This window comes from Paenirhodobacter sp., from assembly GCF_047600745.1.
Taxonomy (GTDB): Bacteria; Pseudomonadota; Alphaproteobacteria; order Rhodobacterales; family Rhodobacteraceae; genus Rhodobacter.
The window spans coordinates 93,866-119,509 of record NZ_JASGKI010000002.1 but is presented as its reverse complement, the minus strand read 5'-3'; the positions used below and the strand labels follow the sequence as shown (position 1 = coordinate 119,509).

The following is a 25,644-nucleotide window of genomic DNA, read 5'->3' as shown; positions in this document are numbered from 1 at the left end:
GCTACCGATCTCAACCCTGCGCGGCGGATGTCGCGCAGCTCGTCCCGGCTATCAGCGCAGATCAAGCACATTCGTTTCGGGTCAGTACAGCTATCCATAGAAATTCTGATGGCATACATGCGTTAAGTGCCAATACTGGAAGAAAGATGTCGATCTGGTCCCCACCACCCGTAAGCAAGTCCTAAGTCAAACGCGCAGGAAAGCGTATCGCGGATGGAGTGGGGTCAGAGGCGGATTTTGATCTTGTGGATCAGTGGCGTTCATCACACGGCTATGTCATCAACACATTTCAGGCTTGGCTAAAGAAAAGAATAGCAATCAAGCCGTACAACGTTGAATTCGCGCAACGCCTCAAGCGCAGAAACACTGTGATTGACAAGCTGAAACGAAAAGATGATGCGGGTAAGCCGCTGATCACGGACGTTTCAGCCATGCATGATTTCGCGGGTTGCAGAATGATTTTTGAAAACCTTTCAGATCTGCATGATTTCAGGAATGATCTCAGTTCGACGGCTGTGATGAAAAACGTCAAGCATGAATTGAGATATCCGCGCGAAAAATACGACTATATTGAAGCGCCCAAGTTTACCGGATACCGCGGCATCCATGATGTATATCGCCACCTGCCACGTGGTAGTGATCGGGCCGAAACGAAGAAGCCTTGGGATGGTCTGCTGGTAGAGATTCAATACCGCACACGCGCCCAGCATGCTTGGGCCACGGCAGTTGAGATTTCGGACCTGATCGACGGAGAGCGCACGAAGTTTGAAATGGATCAGTCGAAGCGAGGTAGGTTCTTTGCAATTGCTAGCGAGATTATTGCTCGCAAACATGAGTATCTGGAGAGAGCCTTTTTGGAGGTGAGCACTGCTGAACTTCAGGCGCAGCTTCAGGAGCTTGAAAATGAGCTCGGGATCCTTCAGAGGTTATCTGCACTCAAGCAATTCGAGGGCGAGGAGAAGCTGCAAGAACATACCGTTTTAAATGTTTTCCAAAAAAACAGATGGAAGTGCCGGGCTAGAGGTGATCCCGTTCAAAAATTCCGGAGATGCGATTGCCAAGGCCACTGAGTTAGAAACTTCGGGTTCAAGTTTGAATGCTGTGTACGTCAGGGCAAGAAATCCGAAACAGCTACGGTCAGCGTATCGAAATTATTTCAACGATCCAATCGACTTTGTGAAAATCATCCAGGAAGAAGGCGAAGTCGAGATGTCCGAATGAATGGCGCTTTGATCATGAATCTTTGAAATCGTACGCGAGATTCAGCATTGGTCAATGCCCGATCCTTGCCCTGCGTTGGCGTTCACTGCCAGCGCAAAGAAAGTCCGTTTGCCGCCAATATTTTACAACGAAGGCGGGAAGCGCTGCAGTACTTGGTCGGCTCTGAACAACGCGGAATACATTTATTTTACGTGCTGATCTTGATTTTTTTTGGCATCAGTTTGCAAGGTTTCCTTGTTCAGACCGGACTAGTGAATTTAATTTTTCTCAATTCTATCCTGAGTGGAAATAGAGAAATTCTTATTCCGGTTAGCGCCTTGGCATCAATGATTGTCACGCAATCGTGTTCATCTGCCGGGCTGAGGCTGCCACGGGACGCCTGTTTTCTGGATAGCGTTTGCGATTGTGATCAGCCTGTGGGGTTTGCCGCGTATTTCGAGGGCCTGTGCGACGGGCTTCGGGACGGGGCTGAACAGGGCTGCCTGGAGCAGGACGTGACGCGGACGCCTGCCGCCCGTGGCTTGACGGGAACCGCAATGGCCGCCCCCGTCGGCGGTTCGACGGCGCGCGCATTTCCGTCAGGGCTCCCCGCAGGCCAGCGCCACCCGACAGGGGGTCAGGTGAAATCCGCCGACAGCAGGCTTTCCGGCAGGTTCTGGTAGCAGACGGGGCGGAGGAAGCGGCGGATGGACAATGTGCCGACGGAGGTGGCGCCGAAGTTGGTGCTGGCCGGATAGGGGCCGCCGTGGACCATGGCGTCCACCACCTCCACCCCGGTGGGGAAGCCGTTCACCAGCACACGGCCAGCCTTGCGCTCCAGCACCGGTAGCAGGCGGCGGGCGAGGTCGTCGTCGCCCTCGTCCATGTGGATGGTGGCGGTCAACTGCCCCTCGAAGCCCTTCGCCAGCGCGGGCATGTCGTCCGCCGCAAGCACCCGTACCACCAGCGACAGCGGGCCGAAGACCTCCTCCGTCAGGGCATGATCTTCGAGGAAGGCGGCGGCGGGCACTTCGTAGAGGTTCGGCCCTGCCATGCGGCCAGAGCTTTCGCTGGTGAGGACCGGGCGCACCGCGTTGCGGCTGTCGAACCGGGCCTTGCCGGCGCGATAGGCCTCTGCCATGCCGGCGGTCAGCATCACCTGCGGGGCTGCGGCTTTCAGCGCCTCCGCCGTGGCGGTGACGAAGGCATCGCCCGCGGCCCCCTCGGGTACCACCGCGATGCCGGGGTTGGTGCAGAGCTGCCCCACCGAACCGGTCATCGAGGCCGCCCAGCCCGTGCCGATCTCCGCCCCGCGCGCGGCCAGCGCCCCGGGCAGCAGGAACATCGGGTTGACCGAGCCCAGTTCGCCAAAGAAGGGGATCGGCTCGGGCCGCCCCGCGCAGAGGTCGAACAGCGCCCGCCCGCCGCCGAGCGAACCGGTGAAGCCCACCGCCTTGATCCGCGGATGCCGTACCAGCGCCGTGCCGACATCGCGCCGCCCGCCCTGCACCAAAGAGAAGACGCCGGGATGCAACCCGCAGGACTGCACGGAGGCATGGATTGCCTCGGCCACGATTTCGGAGGTGCCGGGATGGGCGGAGTGGCCCTTCACCACCACCGGGCAGCCCGCCGCCAGCGCCGCCGCCGTATCCCCGCCCGCGACGGAGAAGGCCAAAGGGAAGTTCGACGCGCCGAAGACGGCCACGGGGCCGATCGGCCGCTGCATCAGCCGCAGGTCCGGGCGCGGCATGGGCTTGCGCTCTGGCAGGGCCGGGTCGTGGCGGCGGTCGAGGTAATCGCCCTTGCGGATCGTCTCCGCGAAGAGCCGCAACTGGCCGGTGGTGCGGCCGCGCTCGCCGTTCAGCCGCGCCTCGGGCAGGCCGGTTTCCTGACAGCCGATTTCGGTGATGGCGGCGGCGCGCGCCTCGATCCCGTCGGCGATGGCGTCGAGAAACGTGGCGCGGTCCTCGCGGCTGGCGTAACCGTAGGACCAGAACGCCTCCTCGGCCGCCTCCGCCGCGCGGTTTACCAGATCGACCGTGCCCATGGAGAAGCGATGCGCCGCGCCGAAGGCCGGTTCATTCTCGAAGGTGGCGCCGCCACCAACCCATTCGCCAGCGATCAGATGCCTGCCATGCGGGGTGAATGTCATCTTATGTCCTTTCCCGGATCGTTGTGAGGGTCGGCGGCGGGTCGCCCCGCCGGTCCGCGTCAGTCGTCCAGATCCACGCCGGTCCTGTCCTTCGTGAATGCCATCGCGAGGAGCGACACCGCGCCGCAGGCGATGATGAACAGCGCGACGGGGACATAGCTGCCGCCATAGGCCGCCAGCAGCGCCGTCGCGATCAGGGGCATCGGCCCGCCGACCAGCGCCGCGCCGAGTTGATAGCCGAGCGACATGCCGGTGTAGCGGATGTCGGCCGGGAAGGCCTCGGCCAGCACGGTGCCGATCATTGCGCCATAGGTCGGCCAGATCACGCCCAGACCGATCAGAATGGCCAGGAAGGCGACCCAGCTGGATTCGTGGTTCAGCATCCAGAAGTAGGGGACGATGTAGAGCATGATCGCGATGGTGCCGCCGACGAACACCTTCTTGCGGCCGATCCTGTCCGACAGCGCGCCGAAGAACAGCATCATCGGGAAGGCAAGAACCGAGGCGATCAGAACGATGGTCAGCACCGTGGTCCGGCTGTAGCCATGCCCGACCAGGTAGGAGATGGTGAAGGTCGCGTAGAGGAAGAAGGTCGAGGTCTCGATGACCTTGGTGCCGATGGCGATCAGCACCTCGCGCCAATGGGTGCGGAAGGTCTCCACGATGGGAACCTTCTTTTCCTTCTTCCCGGCCAGAACCTTGCGGAAGGAGGGCGTCTCGTCGACCCGGTTGCGGATATACATGCCGACGAAGACCAGCACGATGGACAGCACGAAGGGGATGCGCCAGCCGTAGGACAGGAAGGTTTCCTCGTCGAAGATCATGCTCAGGAAGCCGGTGATCGCATTCCCGAGCGCGAGGCCGAGCACCGCGCCGGTCTGCGGCACGGCGCCGAAGAAGCCGCGCCTGTGCCGGGGCGAATATTCCACCGCCAGCAGCACCCCGCCGCCCCATTCGCCGCCGAGCGCCACGCCCTGAAGCAGCCGCAGCAGCGTGAGCAGGATCGGCGCCCAGAGGCCGATGCTCTCATAGGTGGGCAGAAGGCCCATGGCGACGGTGGAGAACCCCATCAGGCCGAGCGTGAAGGCCAGGGTCTTCTTGCGGCCGATCCTGTCGCCGATATGGGAAAAGATCACGCCGCCGAAGGGGCGGATCAGGAAGGCCAGCGCGAAGGAGGTCAGCGCGAGAAGCTGGCTGACGACGGGATCGCTGGTCGGGAAGAACATCGTGCCGAACACCGTTGCCGACATGGTGCCGTAAAGGAAGTAGTCATACCATTCGATGGTCGAGCCCACGGCCGAACCCATCAGGGCGCGGCGGCGGTCGGCATCGGGGATCATGTCTTCCTTGTGGACATGCTGCGGGGGTGCGGCGCCCGCGGTGGGGGTCGCTGTCATATTGGCCTCCTCGTCCAATAGGGGCCGGTTCCCCCGTGGGCTTCGCGCGGGAACCGGGGTGCGATGTCAGGTCAGAAAGATGCCTCAAGCATCGCGCGGTAATCCTCGGCCGAGGCATCGCGCGGGTTGGTCCTGTGGCTATGGTCGGCCAGTGCGCCGGTGATGATCCGGTCGAACAGATCGCGGCTCACGCCCAGTTCGGAGAGTTTGCCGGGCAGGCCGATGGCACGGGTCATTTCCTCGATGGCCGGGATCACCGCATCGGCGGACGCGAGCCCCATCGCGCGCGCGATATGGGTGAACTTGTCCTCGGCCTTCGTGGTCTCGGCCTCGCGGTTATAGGCCAGAACGGCCGGCATGAAGACCGCGTTGAGCGTGCCGTGATGCAGCTTCGGGTTGATGCCGCCGAGCGAATGGCTCAGGCTGTGCACGCAGCCGAGCCCCTTCTGGAAGGCCATCGCGCCCATCGTCGCGGCAATGGCCATGTTGGCGCGGGCGTCCCGGTTCGCGCCGTCTTCCGTCGCGGTGCGGATATTCGCCCAGCCACGGCGCAGACCCTCCAGCGCGATGCCGTCGGCGGGCGGATTGAACGAAGGGGCCAGATAGGTCTCCAGACAGTGGGAGAGCGCGTCCATCCCCGTCGCCGCCGTCAGCATGGGCGGCAGGCTGAGCGTCAGCGCCGGATCGACGATGGCCGCCTTCGGCACCAGATACGGGGAGAGGAGCCCGACCTTGCGGTGATCGTCCAGAATGATGATCGCGCCGCGCCCGACCTCGCTGCCGGTGCCGGCGGTGGTCGGGATGGCGATGGTCGGCCAGGTGCGGGCGGTGATCTTCTCCGCGCCACCCTCGATCGCGGCATAGGTCTTCAGCGGGCCGTCATGTGCCGCCATCACCGCCACCGCCTTGGCGAGGTCGAGCGCCGAGCCGCCGCCGATGGCGACGATCCCGTCCGCCTCGGCTTCCTTGAACAGCGCCGTCGCATCGCGCACGGCGGCTTCGTTCGGGTTGCCGGGAGTATCGTCGTAGACGCCGGCGGGCGCGGCGCCCAGGGCTTTCTCGACCAGATCGAGCATGCCAAGCGCACGCACGCCCTTGTCCGTCACCACGATGGGCCGTTTGATGCCCGCAAGGGCCACTTCATCCCTCAGCGTGTCGAGAAGCGCCGAATCCGAACTGGACCCGCGTGACGTAATTGATCAGACCCATGATTTCCCCCAGGGTATTTCAAAACGGCAGGCTCAAATCACGGAACGCTTACGCGATGCCTAAAATCGAGCGGTTGATGCGCAAATTATGGGCTATGAGAATTCTGTAAATCCGCTAAATGCTGATATTGGTATAACCAAAAGGAAACTCCATGCGCTCCCGCACGGCCCTTCCGCTGACGCGGCTGTCACTGCGCCAGATGCTGCTGCTGTCGGTTCTGGACGACAGCGGATCGCTGAAACGCGCCGCCGTCACCATCGGCATGAGCCAGCCGCGCGCGACGAAATCCTTGCAGGAAATCGAGGGGTTGATGGGCCACGCCCTGTTTCAGCGCACCAATCGCGGGCTCAATGCCACCCCGGCGGGCCTCTGCGCGATCCGCCATGCCAAGACGATCATGTCCCAGCTTGGTGCGCTGGACGAGGAACTGGGCCATCTGTCCGAGGGCGTGTTCGGGCGGCTGCGCGTCGGCACGATCATGGGCGCGGTGCCCTTCGTCAACGATGCGATCCAGCGCTTCCTGCAACGCTTTCCGCAGACCTCCTTCGAGATTCTGGAGGACACCAGCGCGGAACTGCTGCGACAGCTCGACAGGGGGCAGCTTGATCTGGTGATCGGGCGCAGCTCGGTCAGTTCCACGCCCGAAATCTACAATGTCACCGCTTTTCACGATGAACTTCTGGCCGTCGTAGCGAACCCGGCGCATCCGCTCGTCGGCCGCAAACGCGTCACCATCGCGGATTTCGGTGAATCGCGCTGGATCGTCTACACCGCCGGGATGCCGATGCGGCTGTCGCTCGAACAGGAATACCGTCAGGCGGGTCTCGCCTTCCCGCGCCGGCTGTTCGAGACGCGCTCGGCTTTCACCACCATGGCGCTGATCCAGGCGCATGCCGATGCGGTGGCGCTGCTGTCCAGCGACGTGGCGGCGTTCTTCGCGAATATCGGCCTCGCCCGCATCCTGCCGATGCGCCTGCGTTCGAAAAGCGAGGCTTACGAGGTCATCACCCGCCGCTCCGCCGAACCGACAGGCGAAGCGCGCCAGTTCATCGCGGAACTGGTCTCCGGCGAACTCTCCACCTGGCGCGGGCCGGTCGGGTTGCCCGCCGATACCGATCCGTAAACATTGGTCGCCGCGACCGCATGGAAATCGGCGAGCAGCTTTTCCGATGCCGTCGCGAGCAGGGACACGTCATTGCCGAGCGCGGCGAAGGCACCGAGTTCAGCGTAGCGCTTGCTCAGGGCACTGGCGGCTTTTCCATGCGACTGGATGCGGTCGATCGCCTTCTCGATTGTCGCCTGTTTCTCGGGGCAGCCGGACTCGGCGATATGGTCCATGTCTGCGGCCCGATCCGCCGGGCCGATGAAGATTCACGCCCTCCGTCGCGGCAATCTCGTCAAGCGCAGCGATGCCCCTGACGGTTTCCACCTGAAGCGGTAGGCCGATCTGTTCATTCGCCGTCTGGAAATGCCGCGGTGTGCGGTTGAACTGCGCGGCCCGGGCAAGGTGACGCAACCTGCCTATCTGGTCGCGCTGTTCGGGGCGGTGACGGGTTGCAGCATCATGATCCTTGTGAGGCCGCAACGCCGATCTCGATGACCCGCACCATACCCACGGCCTTCCTGCATGTGCTGGGATGTTCCTGTCGTCTTTCGTGAGCGGCAGCCTGATAACCCGTTTCGGGGTGCCGAAGGCGTGATGCGGCGCGCCACCGAAGTGCTGCTCAGCCGGACCGGCCCCGGCTTTGCCTCTTGTGCACGCACGTTGATCCTTTTCGGGGTTGAGTGGGCCTTCCTTTACATCGGCGCGACCAGCCTGCTGACCGCACCCCGGCCGAGAAATCCCGCGCACAGGCCACCGATGATCTGCCCTCGTCCTTTGGGGCAAGCGGATTGCTGTCGGCGTTTGGCTGGCTGATGCTTTGCGCGGCATTGGCGATCCTCTGGCTGGGATGGCGGCAGGCCAGAGCGTTCTCCCCGCCGCCAATCTGTTGATCAACTGGCATGTTTTCTTGCACAGGCATAGAAAGGGGCATTCTCCCCGATCACCCTGCACCATGCCCGTCACACTGTCTTCCCTTTCCGATCTGCGCACCCTTGGCTTCGACGAGGTGATCGACGTGCGAACGCCGTCGGAATATGCGCAGGATCATCTGCCTGGAGCGATCAACCTGCCGGTGCTGGATGATAGCGAACGCGCCCGTGTCGGCATGATCTATAAACAGGTCTCGCCCTTCGACGCGCGCAAGATCGGCGCGGCGCTGGTCGCGCGTAATGCCGCCCGTCATATCGAGCAATCACTGATGGACCGACCAGGCGGTTGGCACCCGCTGATCTATTGCTGGCGTGGTGGCCAGCGGTCGGGGTCTTTTGCCACAATCCTCGGCCAGATCGGCTGGCGGGTCGAAACCATTGCCGGGGGCTATAAGGCGTGGCGGCGGCTGGTGATCGAGGCACTGCACAATCGCCCCTTCCCCGCCCCGGTGGTGCTGCTGGATGGCAATACCGGCACCGCCAAGACAGAGCTTCTGAAGCTGTTGGCCGGGATGGGTGTGCAGGTGCTTGATCTTGAGGGGCTGGCCAATCATCGCGGCTCGCTGTTTGGAGCGACCGGCCCTCAGCCTGCGCAAACCGGGTTCGAGGGGCGGCTGGCCGATCTGATCGAAAGGCTTGATCCAGCCAGGCCGGTGGTGATCGAGGCCGAAAGCTCGATGATCGGGCGGCTGAAACTGCCCGGCCGGCTCTGGCGCGCAATGCAGGCCGCGCCTCGCATCGAAATACATGCCAGCCGGGACGAACGGGCGCGTTATCTGACCCGCGCCTATGCCGACATGATCGCTGATCCCGCACGTCTGGCGGCAACGGTAGACCGGCTCCGCCCCTATCAACCCGCGCGGCGCATCGAAGGCTGGCATGGCATGATTGCTGCCGGTTCCTTTGCCGAGCTAGCCGGCGAACTGATGGAATGGCATTACGATCCCGGCTATGCCCGCAGCCGCGCCCGGATCGGCGCGCAGATCACGGCGATGACTGCCGCATCACTGACGCCCGATGCCCTGCCGGATCTGGCGGCCCGCATCGCCCTTGATGTCGCCGCTTTGGGAAAGAACCCCGTCTGACCTCGCTGGGCCATGGTGGCTGTGGCTGCCCGGTGTGCTGGAAGACATCCTGCGCGGTGCCATGCCTGAACTGCGGGTCGGGGAGGCCTCAGATGATGCCGCCGTCCGGCTCTTGAACGACCGGCAGGCCGTGGTGGCGACCACCGATTTTTTCATGCCGGTGGCAGATGATCCACGCGATTTCGGGCGGATTGCCGCGACCAATGCGATTTCCGATGGCGCAAGAAGCTGCTGGAAAAGCACCCTGACCTGATGCCGATGCCCGCGCCGGAGATTCCGGCCCCGATGGCGGCCGTGGACATTGGCCGGATTGAACTGCTGATTGGCGATGCCACGATCCGGGTGGGTTCGAAGATCGGGGAAGCGGCGCTGCCCCCCCCCGCCGCATGTCGGTGACCCCGGCCGCCAGCCAGATCCGCGCCTTGCTCGGCACCGGGATCATGCCATCAGGCCCAGGACCAGACCCGGAGCCGCCGACGGCGCCGTTGGGCCCTCCACCACAACCCGCCGCCCGTCCGACAGCGTGATGTCGAGCCGCTGTGCAAGAATGGAAACGCCCGCCGGGCCGTGCGTCTCAGGTCCCGGCTCTGGCTCGGCGGTCGAGCCGACGATCTCGACCGGCAGAAAGAGTGTGCCATCTCCGGAAGCGTCGGGCGCATCAACTTCAGCCGGGGTGAAACGCGGATCACGCAGCCATGTAAAGATCAGTTCGAGTTCATCGCATAACGGCGCGCAACCTGCGCCACGGACACACCGGGCGCTCGTGTCTGCCGGCAGATCGAGCGTTTCTAGAACGGCTTCCTCCGCCCCTTCCTGTCCGCCATCAAGCGCTTCAAGATGTCCATAAGCGATCATGGGCATTATCGACAGAAAACACCCAGCGTCAGAGCATGTACAACGGATGGATACACTATAGAGAACAAGAATATTCTGGAATTGCGGCGAGCCGCGCACGATTGCTCATTTATGAAACAGAGCCCACTGCAATCATAAATTCACCATGTTTTTGCAGATGCTTCTCAGCGCAGACATATTTTACCATCGGGCGGAATGCATGTAGCCCATGCCCGTTCGTGGCGCAACTGAGCCATATCAGGATCCAAGGTGATCGTTGGGCAGTACTGGGTAGAAGTTCATCCAGTGATTAGATGAACAGATTTGAAATGGATTCTGATTGCTGTTTGGAGTTTCTGAAAAGTTCCTCGATGATATATTTGTTGATTGTGCGATGGGTCAGCAACTTTTTCTGGGTCATCTGAATGATTGGCGGATTTTCAGGCGAGCGGAGAGTGATCACATTCTTCGAATGCCTGCGGCAGGTTGGCAGTAAACCCTGTTGAGGTTTCGATGGCGCGAAGATTTATGGGAGTCTGAATTTATATATTGTCCTTCAAAGGGATGTAGGGTGTTTTTATCTTCGCTCATCGGGGTTATGTTTCTGCGTCTGCATTGTGGGCGGCGATAGAGCTCAGGAACGTCAGGACACCACTGGTTTTCCCGGCGCCGCCTTTCGGAGAATAGAAGGAAACGATCATTGGCTCCTCAGTGTTTTGCGCTTGTGAGGTCTGTTCCTCATTATCGCCTATTGTGCATCAGATCCATAGGAAATATATTTTCACGTAATTACCAGGCGTTTGATTTCTCGTGAAGCTTTTCGGAGCGTCGTCATTGACCGGTGCTATCTGGAACAAAATTTTTGAATAAATCTGGATTGTCGTTATGCTCTTCCGTAAAGTATGGCACTTCATGGCACAGTGCCACACTTTGCCACTTGATCCTGGGTGGTGAGCTTGCGCCGAGAGGCGGGGCGCTTCCGGGGGTAGGTGATCAGATGCCGTGTGCTCCGATGCTGGCGCCAGCCGCGAGCGATGGCCTAGAGGGTTCGCGATCTCGCCCTGATCGCCCTCTGCGTCATCACCCACATCGACGTGGAAGACCTACATTCACCCTCGGACGGCGGAGTAACGGCTCGGTCCCACCTGAAACATGTCGCCGGAGCCACGGAACGGGCCGCAGAGTACTCATCTTCGGTTTTTAGGGGGGTAGCGCGCAACAAAGGTGGCGCATGAGCGGCGTTCTCCGCGGCTCGTGCGGCATAGCGGTCGTGGGGGGTGCCCGGCGGAGGCGCCTTCCGGCTGACAGCTCGCCGTCCTGGCCGGGTTTGGAGGTGGCGTTTCGGGGTGTCGATCGTGCCGGGTCTGACCCTACCGAAAATCGGCGAAAAGCAAAGCGAAATCCGGGGGTGTCAAACGCCTTTGTGTCAAAACAGGGGGGCCAAACGCCTCTACATGTTGGGTTTGCCAAGGGGGTCCCAACCTAAGCGTTTTTTCGGGGGTTCAAACCTAACCAGAGGACAGGGTTTGGCCCCCTCGATTTTCACCATATGTTCTCTACATTGAAAGACGTAGCTTTCCACGGCTTTTTCGCTTGAATGAGGGCCGTGGAAATTCGTCTGCGGACGGTCTTCTGGCGCGGCACGATCAAGCGGTTGAAGGCGCAACTGGCCGAGGGCGAGGAGGCATGATGAAGAGTATTTTTTGAGGGGTGGGAGCGAGACGTCAGCCCCCGTTTCAATGTCGAAAACACATATTGAAACGGGGCAGGAGAGGCCGTTCCGGGGCGCAAATCCGTCTCCGTAGAGAACACACAACGACGATCTTCTATGTCTTCTTTCCACATTGACAAGGCCATTTCGTCGGCCAGATCGCGGGAAGAACGGGCCTTCTCCGTGGAAGATTTTTTTGGAAAAGAGACCGGCGGCATGGTCCCTTCAGACCTGCTGAATCCTGATAAGGAAGGTCTTGAAATCGTCACTTCGGCGGAATTGATGGAGGCAAAACCGGTAATGCATTGAGCGGGATCTGGATGCGTTCCGGCGCAAGGAATATCTCCTCAAGTTCGATAAACTCGTCGTGGAATTCATACGGAGTTGCGCCCTCCGGATGGGGCCTCTATCGGTATCAAGAGTCTATAACCATCTTGGTCGCGGGGATCGGCGCGCTGTGGATGGGGTGTGGTGGTGCTCTTTGGATGGCTGAAGCTCGGGATTGATGAAATACTCCGCTCTTTTCCTGTCGCCTTACAGCCCCATCTGAACGCGATCAAGATGGCCCTCACAAAACTCAAAGCCTTTATTCGAGGAGCTGTCGCGCGAAATTCCGAATATCTATGGTGAGCGGTCGGAGATGTCTGCGACCTCTTCACAGAGCACGGATGCTACAACTTCTTCCGAGGCGCAAATATGAAGCCAATTAAACGAAAAACACTATAAATCCGATCCGCCAGAAGCCGGGACTGAACATCTAGGTTTGCACAGGCCTCGGTTGCACGCGGGTTCTCGCCCGAGTCCAGTTCAATCCCTCGAAGAGCGCTTCGAATTGCGATCAAGTGAGGAAAATCGCGCATCGCAGACCTGAGGTCAAGAAAGACCTGCGCCTTCGATGCGTTTTCAAACCAGTACCCGCCCAGTTCCATCCAGACGATAATTTTTAAAAGATCTGCGCGCTTGGCCCGAAAAATAGCTCCGAAAAACGGATCGAGATCGAATTCCGCTTGCACGATGGCGGCCAAACCATCTGTTCTCTTGCGAAAGTTCACGCCGGATAGCGGGCAGAACGGCCAGCCAGCGTCGTGCATTCTCGGGGTGGTTGAAGCTCGGCCCCTTTCGGGGAAAGCGCAGCGCTGTCTCGACCCAGTGGTCCCGCAGGGGCGCTGGCTGATCGAGCAGCGCGCGAATGATCCCCCGGGCCAGATCCCGCTCCGCGGCACGCCGTGGTGGATCGAACCTGGACCGGCCTGCGGTATCGCGTGGCAGCATCCCGGTGATTGCGTCGATTTCCGCGCGGCTCACCCGGAATTCATCCGCAATGGCGCTGCGCGGGGCCCCCTGTCACCCCTTGAGGCAGAGACAGCGGGGCCGGTGGCGTGGCTGGCGGCCCTCTGGCTTCCCTGAGCTAATGAATGGCAAGGCGCCGCAAAACCGCAGAACGCAGGTTTTCCAAAGCGATCGGGCCGGTTTCGGGGGGCAATGTCGCCGCATTGAGGCCGAGGATACGGGCAGCCTCAGGCCGCGCGCGGATATCGCGATCCGCCCGGACATGCAGGCCGAGGGCAAGATCGCACAGATGCAGATAGGAAACGCATGTCGTCTCCGGATGGGCATGTCCGGCCAGTCGCGCGATCTGCGGCAAGGTCCGCCGGCTGTCGTTTCCGGTGACGATGCTGCGCAGCCGCTTCTGCCGGTTCGCGGGCCAGCCGGTGACGACCTCGATGACGTCCGCGCTGCCGGGCGGCGCAAGCGTCGTGAGCGCGAGATTGGAGAGCGCCGCATGGCGCAAGTCATGCGAGGTCAGCCCGGTGGTTTCGCCGAGCGCCGCAGCGAAGTCCCGGCGCTCGAAAGGCGGATCGAACAGGGTTTCGCCCGCGGCAAGGCCCGTGGCAAGGAAGGCGCCGTCCGGATCGTGCCTGCGAAACCCGCGTTGCGCGCGCACCGGCGCCAGTTCATGGCGCCGTGCCAGCAGGGCAAGGGGAACCTTGCGACGTCCGGCGTCGGTCTTGAGGCCCTTGAACCGCGCGTTCTTTGGCGTGGCCTGCACGCTTGGCGTCGGCCATGCCGGGCTGATCGCCAAGGTGGCAATCCCGACCGCGCTGCCCTCGATCTTCGTGGGGCTGTTCGTGGCGCTCGGCTCGGCCTTCTCGGCGCTGATGGTGGCCGAACTGGTGGGATGAAGGAAGGCGGCGCCTTCGACATCCGCGCAACTGCGGCGAGCTGACCGCCGGGGGCCTGCGGGGTTCGTGGAGCCGCGCGTTCGGAAGGAAGACCGAAAATCCCCTCCCGCATGGAGGAATTCGCGGGTTTCTTCTCTCGGCAGAAGAAATCGAACGACTTCGTTCCCTTGCTGTCGAGGGCGGCGACGGCTAAAAATCTATCAGATATGTGTATGAATGGAAGCCCGCCGTGACCGTCCTCTCGACCACCGCCCTGTTCCCGGCAACACCGGTCAATGATCCGCTGCGGAGCGAGCTGTTCCGCCTGGCCTGGCGGGGCTTTGGCGCATCGGTGGCGCTTCTGGCGACGGAGGAGGGAGGCGCGCGCCACGCGATGTTGGCCACCGCCGTCACGTCGGTCTCGATGGAGCCACCGCTTCTTCTGGTCTGCGTGACCCGCAGCGCGGGCGCGCATGACGCTTTCCTGCGGCGGGGCGCGTTCACGCTCGGCATTCTGGGCGCGAAATCAGCGCATATTGCCAGGACGAGCGACCACGCCCGGTTCGCGCAAGGGGACTGGCGCACCTTGGTTGCCGCCGATGGTGCGCTCCATGGTCTGCCGTGGCTGGCCGAGGCTCAGGCCACGTTGGTCTGTCGGCTGGAGGAGCGGCATGTCCACGGCACGCACAGCATTTTCGTGGCCCGGGTGGAGGACGCGACACCCGCCGATCTTTCGGACCCTCTGCTGTATTGCGAGGGCCGCTTTGGCCGGTTCGAAGCCTTCGACGCCTGACCTTTTCCGGAGTTCCCATGACGACCGATCCACAAGCCATCACCATCCCTGCCTTCTGGACGGCGCTCGGCGCCCGCGCCATCAGCGCGACCATCGTCACCACGTCTGGCGAGGGCGGCCCGCAGGGCTTCGTCGCGCTCTCGGCTACGCATTTCTCGGCCACGCCGCCGCTGGTTACCGTTTCGGTCAGCGCGACGACCTCTGCGCTCGCCGGTATCCGCGCCTCCGGAGTCTTCGCCGTCAACTTCCTCAGCCGGGAGGGCCGCGCGGTCTATGACCGTTTCGCCGCGAAGGACGCGCCCAAGGGCGCCGCCCGGTTCGAGGGGCTGGACTACGGCGCCCTTGCCACCGGCGCGCCGGTCTTTGCCGCCACCACCGGCGCACTGGACTGCCGGTTCGAGGAGGCGATCGAACGCGATGGCGCCACGCTGATCTTTGGCCGGATCGTCGATTTCATCCGCCATGAACAGGCCGAGCCGCTGATCCATTTCGCGGGCCGGCTGCAAGACTGACCCGATAGCCTTCCCTTTCATCCCGACAATCATGGAGAAGCCGATGTCCTCAACCCGTATCACCGCAGCAGAAGTGCCCGCCGACCTCACAGACGTCGATCTGCTGATCGACGTGCGTTCGGCCAAGGGCCGGGCGGAGAATGGCGAGCTTGCCTCCGCCGTGATCCTGCCCAAGGCGCAGGTAGAACCCATCTTCTCCGGCCCGCTGGCCCCGGTGTCGAAGGATGCGCGGATCGTCGTCTTCTGCGGTTCCGTCGCCGGTTCCGGCCCGGTGGTCGAGGTGCTGCAACGCCTGGGCTACCGCAACGCGGTGGATGTCGAGGGCGGCTACGCGGCGCTGAAGGAACGCGGCCTCGCCTGACGCCGCAGCCATACCCGGCGAGCGATCTGCACCGGGCAGTGCAACGCCTGCTCTCATTTCGCCTTTTTGCCGCAAGAGACGACAGCGTTCTTTTCCTTGCATGCTCCGATCGTGGTGATTGCCTGTTGCGTGGGTGCAAACCGACGACTGGAACATGGAGGCAGGCATGGCGGGCGCAGAACGCCCGGGATCAAGCTGTATCGTCACGACAGTCGCAGAGAGCGCGGTAACGCAGAGTAGACCGCGCGGCAGTCCGGTTTTCCCGCGGTATCGACAACAGTGGTTCCGGCTCTTGCCCCATGCGTGTCCTTCGGTCGGCCTTCCGGAACCGCAACGAACCTTCGCCGGGGTCAGCGAGACTGACCCCGGTCTTTCCCGGAACGGTGTGACTTCCATGGCCCAACGTGTCGAATACCTGTGGTATATTCCCAATCAGGTCCGGCCCGGCCACCGGGGCGAACCCGTGGCCAGCGATCACAACAGCCTCGCCATCCTGACCGAACAGGCCCGCGCGCTGGAGGAACACGGCTGGGCGGGCGCGCTGATCGGAACCGGCTGGGGTCGGCCCGACACCTTCACCCTGGCGACGGCGCTGGCCGCGCGGACGGAGCGGTTCGAGCCGCTGATCGCCATCCGGCCGGGTTACTGGCGCCCCGCGAACTTCGCCTCCGCCTCCGCGACGCTCGACCATCTCAGCGGCGGGCGGGTGCGGGTGAACATCGTCTCCGGCAAGGACGACCTCGCCGCCTATGGCGACAGCGAGGGCGATCAGGATGACCGCTATGCCCGCACGAAGCAATTCATGCAACTGGTCCGCCGGTTGTGGACGCAGGATGACGTCACCTTCCACGGTGCGCATTTCTCGGTTGAGCATTCCACTGTCCTGCCTCGGATCGCCACGCGGGAGGGGCGGGCGCATCCGCCGCTCTATTTCGGCGGAGCGCGTGGCGGCGGCGGAGGCCGATGTGCAGCTTTTCTGGGGCGAGCCGCTGGCCGATATCGCCGAGCGGATCGCCCGGTTGCAGCGCCTGTCGGCGGATCTGGACCGTGAACATGCGCCGCTGGAATTCGGCCTCAGGATCACCACGCTGGTGCGTGAAACCTCCGAAGAAGCCTGGCGCGATGCCGCGGCGCGGGTGGCCGAGATGGCGAAGACCGGTGGCGACGGATGGCATGATCACAAGCGGCAGACCGCCGTCGGTCAGCAGCGGCTCTATGATCTACAGGCGCGGGGCGATGTGCTGGACGACAACCTCTATACTGCGCCCGGCCGGGTGGGCGGTGGTGGCGCGGGTACGACCTGGCTGGTGGGGTCGGCGGAGGAAGTCGCGGCGTCGCTGCGGAAATACGCTGAGCTTGGCATCACCAGATTCGTGCTCTCCGACACACCCTATCTGCGGGAAATCCGCCGTCAGGGAGAGACGCTGCTGCCGCTGTTGTCCGGGCGGGGCAGGGTCGCCGAACCGACCGCCTGAAGCCCGTTCCATCTCCGCCGCGCCGCTTCGGTTCCGCCGGGGTGGCGTTTCGATTCGGCGAACCCTGCGCCTGATGTACTGCGCACGAGATGATCGTCCTCCCAAGGGGCCGGACGAGAGACGGATCGCTCTCATTATAATACATAAAGACCATGGATAATAATCGGTGGCTGGCTAATTTTGCCGCATCCGTCGGCTTGGATGCGATCCGGCCCCCCCCGTTCAAGACCCTTCAGGAGACTTCAATGCCACTCGACTATCGCCCCCTGGGCCGGACCGGCCTTTCCGTATCCTCCATCGCGCTTGGCACGATGACCTGGGGGGAGCAGAATACCGAAGCCGAAGGCCACGCGCAGTTGGACCGGGCGCTGGATTTCGGCATCAACCTTATCGACACGGCCGAGGGCTATTCGATCCCGCCCCGGCAGGAGACGCAGGGCTCGACCGAGCGGATCATCGGCAGTTGGCTCAGGGCGCGGGGCGGGCGGGACAGGATCGTGCTGGCCTCGAAGGTCGCCGGGCCGTCCGACCGGCTCTGGCTGCGGGCGGATGGCCAGCCGCCGCGGCTCGACGCGAAGAACATCAACGAGGCCATCGAGGGCTCGCTTCGACGGCTGGGGACGGATTATCTGGACCTCTATCAGTTGCACTGGCCCAACCGGCCGTTGTCGCTGTTCGGCGCGGCTGCCCATGCGCCGGTGAACGGCGGCGCGGATACGCCCGAAGTGCCGATCGAAGAGACGCTGGAAGCGCTGGATGGTCTGGTGAAATCGGGCAAGGTTCGCCATATCGGTCTGTCGAACGAAACCGCCTGGGGGCTGTCGCGCTTTCTGCACCTGTCCGAGACGCGGAACCTGCCCCGGGTCGCGAGCGTGCAGAACGCCTACAACCTGCTGAACCGCACCTATGAGGAAGCGCTGGCTGAATTCCACGCGCGCGAGGATGTCGGGCTGCTGGCTTATTCTCCGCTGGCGCAGGGCTTCCTGACCGGCAAATACCAGCGCGGCGCCCGGCCTGCGGGCACGCGGGTGGCGCTGTTCGACCGGGGCGCGCGCTATCAGAAGCCGGGGACCGAGGAGGCCATCGACGATTACCTCGCCGTCGCCCGGGATTTCGGGCTGGACCCGGCGCAGCTTGCCATCGCCTGGGTGAGGAGCCGCCCCTTCGTCACCGCGAACATCATCGGCGCGACCAGCCTCGACCAGCTTGAGGCCGATCTGGGCTCGGTCGATCTGGCCATCACGCCCGAGATCGAGGCGCGGATCGACGCCATCCACCAGATCCGGGGCAATCCCGCGCCCTGAGGCTCCCCTCGTCCGAAAGGAGGCCGCCATGGCCGGGACAGCCTTTCCCGGCGGCCATCACGAAGCCGCATGGCGCTATCCCGGCGGCTGGAGGACATCACCTAATTACACTGAGCTTGCGAAGAGGGCCGAGGCGGCGAAGCTCGACGCGATCTTCTTCGCCGATGGGCCGGTGCGGGCCGACAATACCGCCGTTCCGCCCGCATCAAGCTGGAGCCGCTGGCCGCCGTGGCGGCGTAACCGAACGGATCGACCTCATCGCCACCGCCTCGACGACCTATAACGAGCCCTACAACCTCACGCGGTTCTTTCCCCCGATCGACCATATCAGCCGGAGCCACGCGGGCTGGAACATCGTCACCACCTTGGCCGCCAGTGCAGCGGCGCATTTCGGGCTGGATCCCCACCGGTTCATGCCGAACGCTATGAACGCGCGCATGAATTCCTCGACGTGGTGACGAAGCTGTGGGACAGTTGGGAGGACGGCGCGCTGATCGCCGAAGCGGACAGCGGCATCTTTGCCGATGATACGCGCATCCATCCGGTGAACCATGCCGGTCGCCACTTTCGGGTGCAGGGCGCGCGCAACCATTCGCGCAGCCCGCAGGGGCGGTCGGTCTATGTGCAGGCGGGCTCGTCCGAGGACGGGCGGCATTTCGCGGCACTGCATGCCGCGATCTTCGCCGCGCATCAGATACAGGCCAGCGCGCAGGACTTCTATGCCGACATCAACGCGCGCCCGGGGCGTGGGAGCGATATCAAGGTTCTGCCCGGCATCAGCCCCTTTATCGCGGGGACGGAAGCTGAGGCAAAGCGGCTGGAGGAAGAGGTGGATGCAGTCGGCCTTTTCGCTTGCGCAGTTGCAGTGGATGATCGGGCGCGACCTTGACGCACCCTTTCCCGCGCGGCCTCATCGACCCGGCCGGGCCGCAGGGCGGGGCCAGCCGCTCCCCGAAAGCCTCTACAGCCGCCCCGCCGCTTTGCGTTCTGCCTGAGCCTGTCCCGTTCCCCCTTGCGGGGGCTGCTTCCAGAAGCCCCGCTATCGCCCTGCCGAAAGGATGACCACCCGCCCGCCGCCACCGATGCCGCCGCCTGGCGCGCGCTATGCGGAGGAGCCGCGGGGCGACCTGCCATGGAACCCGGTGCTGGCCTCGATCCTCGGCCATCGCTCGGTCAGGGCCTTCCTGCCCGATCCTGTGGGCGAGGAGGAGCTTGCCCAGGTGATCGCCGCCGCGTCCTCGGCGCCCAGTTCCGCGAACCTTCAGGCGTGGAGCGTCGTCGCGGTGATGGAGCCGGGGGCGAAGCCGCGCCTTGGCCAGACCGCCGTCCTGCATCGGGAGCGTTATGGGGTGGTGGAGGAACCCCGGGCCGTCGCGCCGTTTCCGTCTGGGGCAGGGGCTTGCCTCCGAGGGTTGGAGCGATCTGGTGACCGCGCGACACGCCACGGTCGCGGCGCTGAAGGGGCGCGGCAGGCTCTGGAACGGCTGGGCTTTCCTCAGAAGTAGGAGCACCCTCAGGAGGCGGCGCGGAAGGTGCTGGCGTTCAGGTAACGCTCGCCGCTGTCGGGCAGCAGGGCCACGATGGTCTTGCCCGCGAAGTCCGGTCGCCGCGCAAGTTCCGTCGCGGCGAAGAGGATGGCCCCGGCCGAGGTTCCGGCCAGAATCCCCTCCTCCCGCGCGAGCTGCCGGGCGGTGGCCGCCGCCTCAACCGGATCAAGCGGGACGATCTCATCCACGATGTCGCGGGCGAAGTTCGCGGGAAGCTGCTCGGGCAGGGCCTCGGTCACATGATGCACACCGTCGATTTCAGGCGGATGGGGGTTGTCCTCGCTGGGCAGGCTCGCGAAGGCGGGTTCGGCGATGGCGAGATGCACGGAAGGATTCCGCTCCTTCAGATAACGGCCAACGCCTGAGATCGTGCCGCCCGTGCCGACACCGGCCACGAAGGCATCCACCACGCCGCCTGTCGCCTCCCAGATTTCCGGGCCGGTGGTGCGGTAATGGACCTCGGGGTTGGCGGGATTGGCAAGCTGGTCGGTAAAGACGGCATCGGGGTTTTCCTCGCGGATGCGGGCGGTGATCTTTTCCAGCGCCTCGGGGTCGAGGAAGAACGCATTGTCCACCTTCACCACCTCGGCCCCGTAATGCTCCAGCAGGCGGAACTTGTCGGGGCTGATATTGTCGCTGGCGTAGATCTTGACCCGATAGCCCCGCGCAGCGCCGATGGCGGCCAGCGCGATGCCGGTGTTGCCGCTGGTCACATCGACCAGCGTGGCGCCGGGGGTGAGAAGGCCGCGTTCCTCGGCATCCTGCACCAGCGCCCAGGCAAGACGGTCCTTCACGCTGCCAGCGGGGTTCAGGTATTCGATCTTCACCAGGATGCGGGCACCGAGGCCGTGATTGCGCCGGTAGTTGTGCAGTTCGACCAAGGGCGTGTCGCCGATCAGGTCGGTCAGGCTGTTATGAATGCGGGCCATGGAATATCCTGTGAATTACTGTGCGGCGATGGCCGGTTGCAGGAGCGGCAGAATCTCGGGATGCGGCGCGGAGGGGGCCGCCGAGATCGGCTCGCCAAGATAACGCTCGCCGCTGTCGGCAAGGACGGTGACGATCAGCTTTCCGGCATTCTCGGGCCGCCGGGCGACCTGCGTTGCCGCCCAGATCGCCGATCCTGCGGAAAGGCCGACGTTCAGCCCCTCGGTCCGCAGCAGGTCGCGGGCCGCGGCGCGGGCGGGGGCGGTATCCACCTCCAGCGCCTCGTCCGCCACGGTCGTGTCATAGGTGCCGGGCAGCAGTTCGGCGGGGATGTCCGACACCCGGTGGACGCCCTCGATCTGGTCCACATAGGGGTTGTCCTCGGTCGGCAGGGATGTATGCGCGGGCTCGACGATGGTCACCCGCACGCCGGGATTGCGGGATTTCAGATAGGCCCCCGCGCCGGAGATCGTGCCCCCGGTGCCGACCGCGCCGACGAGGATATCCACCGCGCCATCGGTATCGTTCCAGATCTCGGGGCCCGTCGTCTCGAAATGGACGCGGGGGTTGGCCGGGTTGCCGATCTGGTTGGCGAAATAGCCGTCCGGGTTCGCCGCCTGAATGAAGGCGAGGATCCGGTCCCGCGCGCCTTGTTCGACGAAGACCTCGCTGGGGATCTGGACGACCTCCGCCCCGAAATGGCGCAGCAGCGCGATCTTGTCGTGGCTGATGCAGTCGCGCGTGTAGAACTTGGACCGATAGCTCCGCGCTGCGGCGACGGCGGCCAGACCGATGCCGGTATTGCCGCTGGTCAGGTCATAGACCAGCCCGCCGGGTTTCAGCAGGCCCTGCCGCTCGCCCTCGCGGATCAGGGCCAGCGCGGTGCGGTCCTTGATGCTGCCGGCGGGATTGCGCGATTCGAGTTTCACCACGATGCGGGCGGAAAAGCCGTGCAGGGCGCGATATCGGTGAATCTCCAGAAGCGGAGTATTTCCGATCAATTCCAGAACGCTGTCTTTCAGGAGTGCCACACGTGAAATCCATCTGCTTCCGAGAGAATTGCGCCGCCAGTGGACGCGCTCTCAACCAGAGGGGATTTTCGTGCCACGGGGCGGGATGTGTCCATTCTGAATCTCTTCTGGATCCAGAATTTATTTTCCCCTTTCCGTGGGTGACGCAGAGAAACCGTTTCCCGCTTATTTCATTGGTCCTGGGATCGGTTCTTTGCCTTCAGGTAAGTATATAATATAAATAGATTATTGCATATCCGAAGAATAAAGCCACTGATTTCACGCAGGAAAGAGTGCGATCGTTCTATCGTTTTCGTTGAAAATCAATGCGTTGTCATGTCTCGTCGTGTTGAAGGATTTTTTGGCCCATGCTATCCGTTTCGTCATGAACCGGATTTCCAATCTTCATTGTGGGAATCCGACAACCATCGTGAAGCATGTCGGGGCGTCGATCTACTGATTGCGGGCATGATGAATCCTATGTCAGGAGAGAAAAAGGCAATGCCGGGACTGAATGAATATCTGGTGCAGAAGCGTGCCGCGCTGCTGAAGCGGCGCGAGGGGATTGACGCGGGAGAAGTCGGCATCCACCCGATCAGGACGCAGGCCCGCGCCGAAAGCCGCAGCGGTATCCGCCGGATTCGCATCCGTGATTTCCAGATCATCTCCGACAGCCCCCCGAGCTTCGCCGGCTATGACCTCGGGCCGGGCTCGCCGGAAATTCTGCTCGGTTCGCTTTCGAGCTGTCTCGTCCATACCTGGCTGATCCATGCCGCCGATCAACAGCTTCCGCTTGAGGATCTGGAGGTGGAGGTGAACGGCCAGATGGATGCCCGTGCCGGCCGTCCGGGGTTCGAGGATGTGCCCGTCCATCCCCATGAAATTTCCTATCGGGTGAAGATCACCTCCCCCGCAGACCGGGCCGCCGTTGCGGCGGTGGAGCAGGCCGTGCTGCGGTTCTGTCCGGTGCTCAACCTGCTCTCCCGCGCCACCGAGGTCCGGGGGGAGGTCGTCCTGACCCATCCCGCCGCCTGACCGCAATCATTCGAGAGGATACCATGTCCGACACGTCCCCAAAGACCATCACCAGCCGCCGCCGCCTTCTGGCACTTTCCGCCACTGCGCTTGGTGCTGGCGTTCTGGGCGGCTTCCGTTTCGCCCCGGCCATCGCCCAGACCAGCGCGCTGGCCAAGCCGACTCCGATCAAGATCGCCTGGAGTCAGACCGCCGTTTGCCACTCGCCCCTGTCGGTCGCCTTCGAGCGTGGCTTCTTCGAGCAATACAACCTCCAGGTGGAGCCGATCAGCTTCAGCGGCTCCACTGACCAGTTCCTTCAGGCCATCGCCACCGGCCATGCCGACGGTGGCATCGGCATGGCGCTGCGCTGGCTGAGGCCGCTGGAGCAGGGCTTCGACGTCGGCCTTGCCGTGGGCACGCATGGCGGCTGCATGCGGCTCCTGACCAACGACGCCTCCGGTGTGAAGGCGCTGACCGACCTCAAGGGCAGGAAGGTGGCCGTGTCGGATCAGGCGAGCCCGATCCGCAACTTCTTCGCCATCCGTCTGGCGGAGGCCGGCATCAATCCCGACAGCGAGGTGGAATGGGTCCAGTATCCGGCCGACCTCTTCGGCGAGGCGCTGGCCAAGGGCGAAGTGGCCGCTATCGCTGGCGACGATCCGCATGCCTGGCTTCAGCGGGAGAAGGACGGCCTGCTCGAAATCGGCACCAATCTCGATGACGAATATCTCAACACCACCTGCTGCGTGCTGGGGCTCAGGGGCGAGTTGATCCGCGAACAGCCCGATGTCGCGGCCGCGATCACCCGCGCGGTGGTCGAGGCTCAGGCATGGACCGCCGCCAATCCCGATGAATCGGCCCGCATCTTCGCACCCCATATCCCGGCCGGTATCCCGGCGGAGACGGTTTCCGCGATTCTGCGCGAACATACCCACAACCACCATTCGACGGGGGCGGCGCTGCGCAGCGATGTCGAACTCTGGCTGGGCAAGTTGCAGGGGATCGGCGTGATCCGCCCCGGCACGAATCTTCAGGCGTTTGCGGCAAAGGTGGTGCCCGATGTCCTCATCTGACCATCTCGCCGCCGACACTGCGGACGGAGGCATCTCCGTTCGGCAGGTGGTCGAAAGCGATGCGCGCGGCTGGCTCTGGGCCAGCGCGGCGCTTCTGGGCTGGGCCGCGCTGGCGGCCGTCAGCTATGGCTTGCCCGACAAGGTGCAGGGCTTCGCCGAGCCACTCTTCGCCCGGCAGACCTCCATCGGCTTCGCCCTCTGGGCGCTGGCGCTGATCCTCGTGGCGGGCCTCTCGCTCTTTCGTCCGCGGGTGCGTCGGCGGTTCCTGCGGTTCGCGCCCTGGCTGACGGTGCTTGCGTTTGTCTTTATCGTCTGGGAGGTCGTGACGGCCAAGACCGGCTTCCTGCCGGTGCCCTTCTTCATGCCGCCGAATTCTCTGGTCGAGGTCTATGCGCTGGACCATGAACGGCTGCTGGACAGCCTGCTGAACTCCATGCGCCTGCTGGCCTGGGGCTTTTTCATCGGCGCGGCGACGGGATTCCTCACCGGCGTCTCCATCGGCTGGTCGCAGTCGCTGGGCTACTGGGTGCATCCGGTGCTGCGGTTCCTCGGTCCGGTGCCCTCCACGGCGCTGATGCCGATTTCCTTCTATTTCTTCCCCTCCAGCTTCTCGGCCGCCGTCTTCCTGATCGCACTGGCGACATGGTTCCCGGTCACGGTCCTGTCCTGGTCCGGTGTGGCTGGCGTGGACAAGGCCTATTACGACGTGGCCCGCACCCTGGGCGCAAGCCAGCGCGCGCTGATCCTGCGCGTCGCCGTGCCGGCCGCACTGCCGCATGTCTTCGTCGGGCTCTTCATGGGGCTTTCGGCCTCCTTCTCGGTGCTGGTCGCGGCGGAGATGATGGGCGTGAAATCCGGCCTCGGCTGGTATCTGCAATGGGCGCAGGGCTGGGCTGCCTATAACAACATGTATGGCGCGCTGATCGTGATGGCGCTGGTTTTCTCGGGTCTCATCACGCTGCTGTTTGCGGTGCGTGACAGGCTGCTGGCCTGGCAGAAGGGGGTCGTGAAATGGTAAACGTGGCAGCAAGGCAGCCCGTCGCCGGGGCGGCGCTGAACATCAACAGGGTGAGCCATGGCTTCGACCTCGAAAGCGGCCGCCTGAAGGTGCTGGAGGATGTGTCCCTCACCGTCGCACCAGGGGAGTTCGTGGCCTTCCTCGGCCCCTCGGGCTGCGGCAAGTCCACGCTGCTGCGGCTGGTCGCAGGGCTGGAGGTGCCGGACAGCGGCCGGATCAGCGCCGACGGCGCAGAGATCCGCAAGCCCGACCCTTCCCGCGTTGTCGTCTTTCAGGATCCGACGCTTTATCCGTGGCGCACGGTGCGGCAGAACGTGGAACTGGGTCTTCAACTCCGCAGGCTTCTGAAGTCGGAGCGGCACCGCGTCGATGCCGCGCTGAGGAAGGTGGGGCTTGAGGAATTCGCCGATGTCTTCCCGCATCAGCTTTCGGGTGGCATGGCGCAGCGGGCCTCGCTGGCGCGCGCGCTGGTGAACGACCCGGAGATCCTGATCCTCGATGAGCCTCTGGGCAAGCTCGACAGCCTGACCCGGATCGCCATGCAGACGGAGCTGATCGACCTCTGGCGGGAGCGGGGCTTCACCGCGCTCTTGGTCACGCATGATGTCGAGGAGGCGTTTTTCCTTGCACAGCGCGTCGTGGTCTTCTCCCCCCGTCCGGCGCGGGTGCTGCGTGAATATCGCAACGATTTACCCTATCCTCGCCGCAGGGGCGATCCCGCGCTGGCCGAATTCCGCCGCGCCGCGCTGGCGGATCTGGGGCTGGATGCTTCCTGGTAACTATGGAGAAGACGATGAAACTGCTCTCCCTCGCTCTTTCGGGC

25 protein-coding genes and 2 pseudogenes are annotated in these 25,644 nt (G+C 63.5%); 19 read left to right on the top strand and 8 right to left on the bottom strand.

Annotated features, from left to right (window positions below; translation table 11 throughout):
* Positions 1–218: 218 nt before the first annotated feature.
* A complete protein-coding gene (locus QM789_RS05035) occupies positions 219–1,070 on the top strand; it encodes a RelA/SpoT domain-containing protein (RefSeq protein ID WP_420350873.1) in 852 nt (283 codons plus the stop codon).
* Between the two features lie 767 nt (positions 1,071–1,837).
* Here QM789_RS05035 and QM789_RS05030 read toward each other — a convergent pair.
* From QM789_RS05030 to QM789_RS05020, 3 genes are all read right to left on the bottom strand, one after another.
* On the bottom strand, positions 1,838–3,352 hold the full coding sequence (locus QM789_RS05030; protein ID WP_420350872.1) for an aldehyde dehydrogenase (NADP(+)): 1,515 nt from the start codon (positions 3,350–3,352) through the stop codon (positions 1,838–1,840).
* Positions 3,353–3,411: 59 nt separating this feature from the next.
* A complete protein-coding gene (locus tag QM789_RS05025; protein WP_420350871.1) occupies positions 3,412–4,749 on the bottom strand; it encodes an MFS transporter in 1,338 nt (445 codons plus the stop codon).
* Between the two features lie 71 nt (positions 4,750–4,820).
* Positions 4,821–5,888 carry an iron-containing alcohol dehydrogenase gene (locus QM789_RS05020; RefSeq protein WP_420350870.1) on the bottom strand — a complete coding sequence of 356 codons (1,068 nt, stop codon included), beginning with the start codon at positions 5,886–5,888 and terminating at the stop codon, positions 4,821–4,823.
* 221 nt (positions 5,889–6,109) lie between these two features.
* Between QM789_RS05020 and QM789_RS05015 the strand changes: the two genes are divergently transcribed.
* The 4 genes and pseudogenes from QM789_RS05015 to QM789_RS05000 all read left to right on the top strand — a co-directional run.
* Positions 6,110–7,081 carry a LysR family transcriptional regulator gene (locus QM789_RS05015; protein WP_420350869.1) on the top strand — a complete coding sequence of 324 codons (972 nt, stop codon included), beginning with the start codon at positions 6,110–6,112 and terminating at the stop codon, positions 7,079–7,081.
* A 20-nt stretch (positions 7,082–7,101) separates the two neighbouring features.
* Positions 7,102–7,377, top strand: a complete 276-nt coding sequence (locus QM789_RS05010; protein ID WP_420350868.1) for a hypothetical protein — start codon at positions 7,102–7,104, stop codon at positions 7,375–7,377.
* 638 nt (positions 7,378–8,015) lie between these two features.
* Positions 8,016–9,077, top strand: a complete 1,062-nt coding sequence (gene mnmH, locus QM789_RS05005; protein ID WP_420350867.1) for a tRNA 2-selenouridine(34) synthase MnmH — start codon at positions 8,016–8,018, stop codon at positions 9,075–9,077.
* A gap of 28 nt (positions 9,078–9,105) precedes the next feature.
* A pseudogene (locus QM789_RS05000) lies at positions 9,106–9,294 on the top strand (AIR synthase related protein); the annotation flags it as partial.
* Positions 9,295–9,515: 221 nt separating this feature from the next.
* Here the strand turns inward: QM789_RS05000 and QM789_RS04995 are convergent.
* Positions 9,516–9,932, bottom strand: coding sequence for a hypothetical protein (locus tag QM789_RS04995; RefSeq protein ID WP_420350866.1), 417 nt, complete (start codon positions 9,930–9,932; stop codon positions 9,516–9,518).
* 1,807 nt (positions 9,933–11,739) lie between these two features.
* Between QM789_RS04995 and QM789_RS04990 the strand changes: the two genes are divergently transcribed.
* Positions 11,740–11,931 (top strand): hypothetical protein, encoded by a 192-nt coding sequence (locus tag QM789_RS04990; RefSeq protein ID WP_420350865.1) that lies wholly within the window; start codon positions 11,740–11,742, stop codon positions 11,929–11,931.
* A 362-nt stretch (positions 11,932–12,293) separates the two neighbouring features.
* Here QM789_RS04990 and tnpB read toward each other — a convergent pair whose 3' ends face one another.
* Together tnpB and QM789_RS04980 are read right to left on the bottom strand one after the other, a co-directional pair.
* A complete protein-coding gene (gene tnpB / locus QM789_RS04985) occupies positions 12,294–12,713 on the bottom strand; it encodes an IS66 family insertion sequence element accessory protein TnpB (protein ID WP_420350864.1) in 420 nt (139 codons plus the stop codon).
* A 317-nt stretch (positions 12,714–13,030) separates the two neighbouring features.
* Positions 13,031–13,672: a hypothetical protein gene (locus QM789_RS04980; protein WP_420350863.1), complete on the bottom strand. Its 642-nt coding sequence runs from the start codon at positions 13,670–13,672 to the stop codon at positions 13,031–13,033.
* Here QM789_RS04980 and QM789_RS04975 point away from each other — a divergent pair.
* From QM789_RS04975 to QM789_RS04935, 9 genes and pseudogenes are all read left to right on the top strand, one after another.
* On the top strand, positions 13,662–13,805 hold the full coding sequence (locus QM789_RS04975; RefSeq protein ID WP_420350862.1) for an ABC transporter permease subunit: 144 nt from the start codon (positions 13,662–13,664) through the stop codon (positions 13,803–13,805). The two genes, QM789_RS04980 and QM789_RS04975, sit on opposite strands and share 11 nt — an antisense overlap.
* 229 nt (positions 13,806–14,034) lie before the next feature.
* Positions 14,035–14,577: a flavin reductase family protein gene (locus QM789_RS04970; protein WP_420350861.1), complete on the top strand. Its 543-nt coding sequence runs from the start codon at positions 14,035–14,037 to the stop codon at positions 14,575–14,577.
* A gap of 17 nt (positions 14,578–14,594) precedes the next feature.
* Positions 14,595–15,089, top strand: a complete 495-nt coding sequence (locus QM789_RS04965) for a flavin reductase family protein (RefSeq protein WP_420350860.1) — start codon at positions 14,595–14,597, stop codon at positions 15,087–15,089.
* A gap of 43 nt (positions 15,090–15,132) precedes the next feature.
* Positions 15,133–15,450 carry a rhodanese-like domain-containing protein gene (locus QM789_RS04960; protein ID WP_420350859.1) on the top strand — a complete coding sequence of 106 codons (318 nt, stop codon included), beginning with the start codon at positions 15,133–15,135 and terminating at the stop codon, positions 15,448–15,450.
* A gap of 154 nt (positions 15,451–15,604) precedes the next feature.
* A pseudogene (locus tag QM789_RS04955) lies at positions 15,605–16,925 on the top strand (LLM class flavin-dependent oxidoreductase).
* Between the two features lie 245 nt (positions 16,926–17,170).
* On the top strand, positions 17,171–18,229 hold the full coding sequence (locus QM789_RS04950) for an aldo/keto reductase (RefSeq protein ID WP_420350858.1): 1,059 nt from the start codon (positions 17,171–17,173) through the stop codon (positions 18,227–18,229).
* 28 nt (positions 18,230–18,257) lie between these two features.
* Complete coding sequence (locus QM789_RS04945) at positions 18,258–18,512, top strand: hypothetical protein (protein WP_420350857.1); 255 nt, start codon at positions 18,258–18,260, stop codon at positions 18,510–18,512.
* A gap of 63 nt (positions 18,513–18,575) precedes the next feature.
* The gene (locus QM789_RS04940; protein ID WP_420351148.1) at positions 18,576–19,118 is read left to right on the top strand and encodes an LLM class flavin-dependent oxidoreductase; all 543 of its coding nucleotides are present in this window, start codon (positions 18,576–18,578) and stop codon (positions 19,116–19,118) included.
* Between the two features lie 193 nt (positions 19,119–19,311).
* Positions 19,312–19,734, top strand: a complete 423-nt coding sequence (locus QM789_RS04935; protein ID WP_420350856.1) for a nitroreductase family protein — start codon at positions 19,312–19,314, stop codon at positions 19,732–19,734.
* 8 nt (positions 19,735–19,742) lie between these two features.
* Here QM789_RS04935 and QM789_RS04930 read toward each other — a convergent pair whose 3' ends face one another.
* Complete coding sequence (locus QM789_RS04930) at positions 19,743–20,705, bottom strand: PLP-dependent cysteine synthase family protein (RefSeq protein ID WP_420350855.1); 963 nt, start codon at positions 20,703–20,705, stop codon at positions 19,743–19,745.
* A 15-nt stretch (positions 20,706–20,720) separates the two neighbouring features.
* Entirely contained in the window at positions 20,721–21,734 is a 1,014-nt protein-coding gene (locus tag QM789_RS04925) for a PLP-dependent cysteine synthase family protein (RefSeq protein ID WP_420350854.1), read from the bottom strand.
* 480 nt (positions 21,735–22,214) lie between these two features.
* Here QM789_RS04925 and QM789_RS04920 point away from each other — a divergent pair, with 480 nt between their 5' ends.
* The 4 genes from QM789_RS04920 to QM789_RS04905 are packed head-to-tail and all read left to right on the top strand — an operon-like array spanning position 22,215 to position 25,600.
* Positions 22,215–22,748 (top strand): OsmC family protein, encoded by a 534-nt coding sequence (locus QM789_RS04920; protein ID WP_420350853.1) that lies wholly within the window; start codon positions 22,215–22,217, stop codon positions 22,746–22,748.
* Between the two features lie 23 nt (positions 22,749–22,771).
* The gene (locus QM789_RS04915; RefSeq protein ID WP_420350852.1) at positions 22,772–23,803 is read left to right on the top strand and encodes an ABC transporter substrate-binding protein; all 1,032 of its coding nucleotides are present in this window, start codon (positions 22,772–22,774) and stop codon (positions 23,801–23,803) included.
* Positions 23,790–24,821: an ABC transporter permease gene (locus tag QM789_RS04910; RefSeq protein WP_420350851.1), complete on the top strand. Its 1,032-nt coding sequence runs from the start codon at positions 23,790–23,792 to the stop codon at positions 24,819–24,821. The genes QM789_RS04915 and QM789_RS04910 overlap by 14 nt, the downstream gene beginning before the upstream one ends.
* Positions 24,815–25,600 (top strand): ABC transporter ATP-binding protein, encoded by a 786-nt coding sequence (locus tag QM789_RS04905; RefSeq protein WP_420350850.1) that lies wholly within the window; start codon positions 24,815–24,817, stop codon positions 25,598–25,600. The genes QM789_RS04910 and QM789_RS04905 overlap by 7 nt, the downstream gene beginning before the upstream one ends.
* Positions 25,601–25,644: the final 44 nt, after the last annotated feature.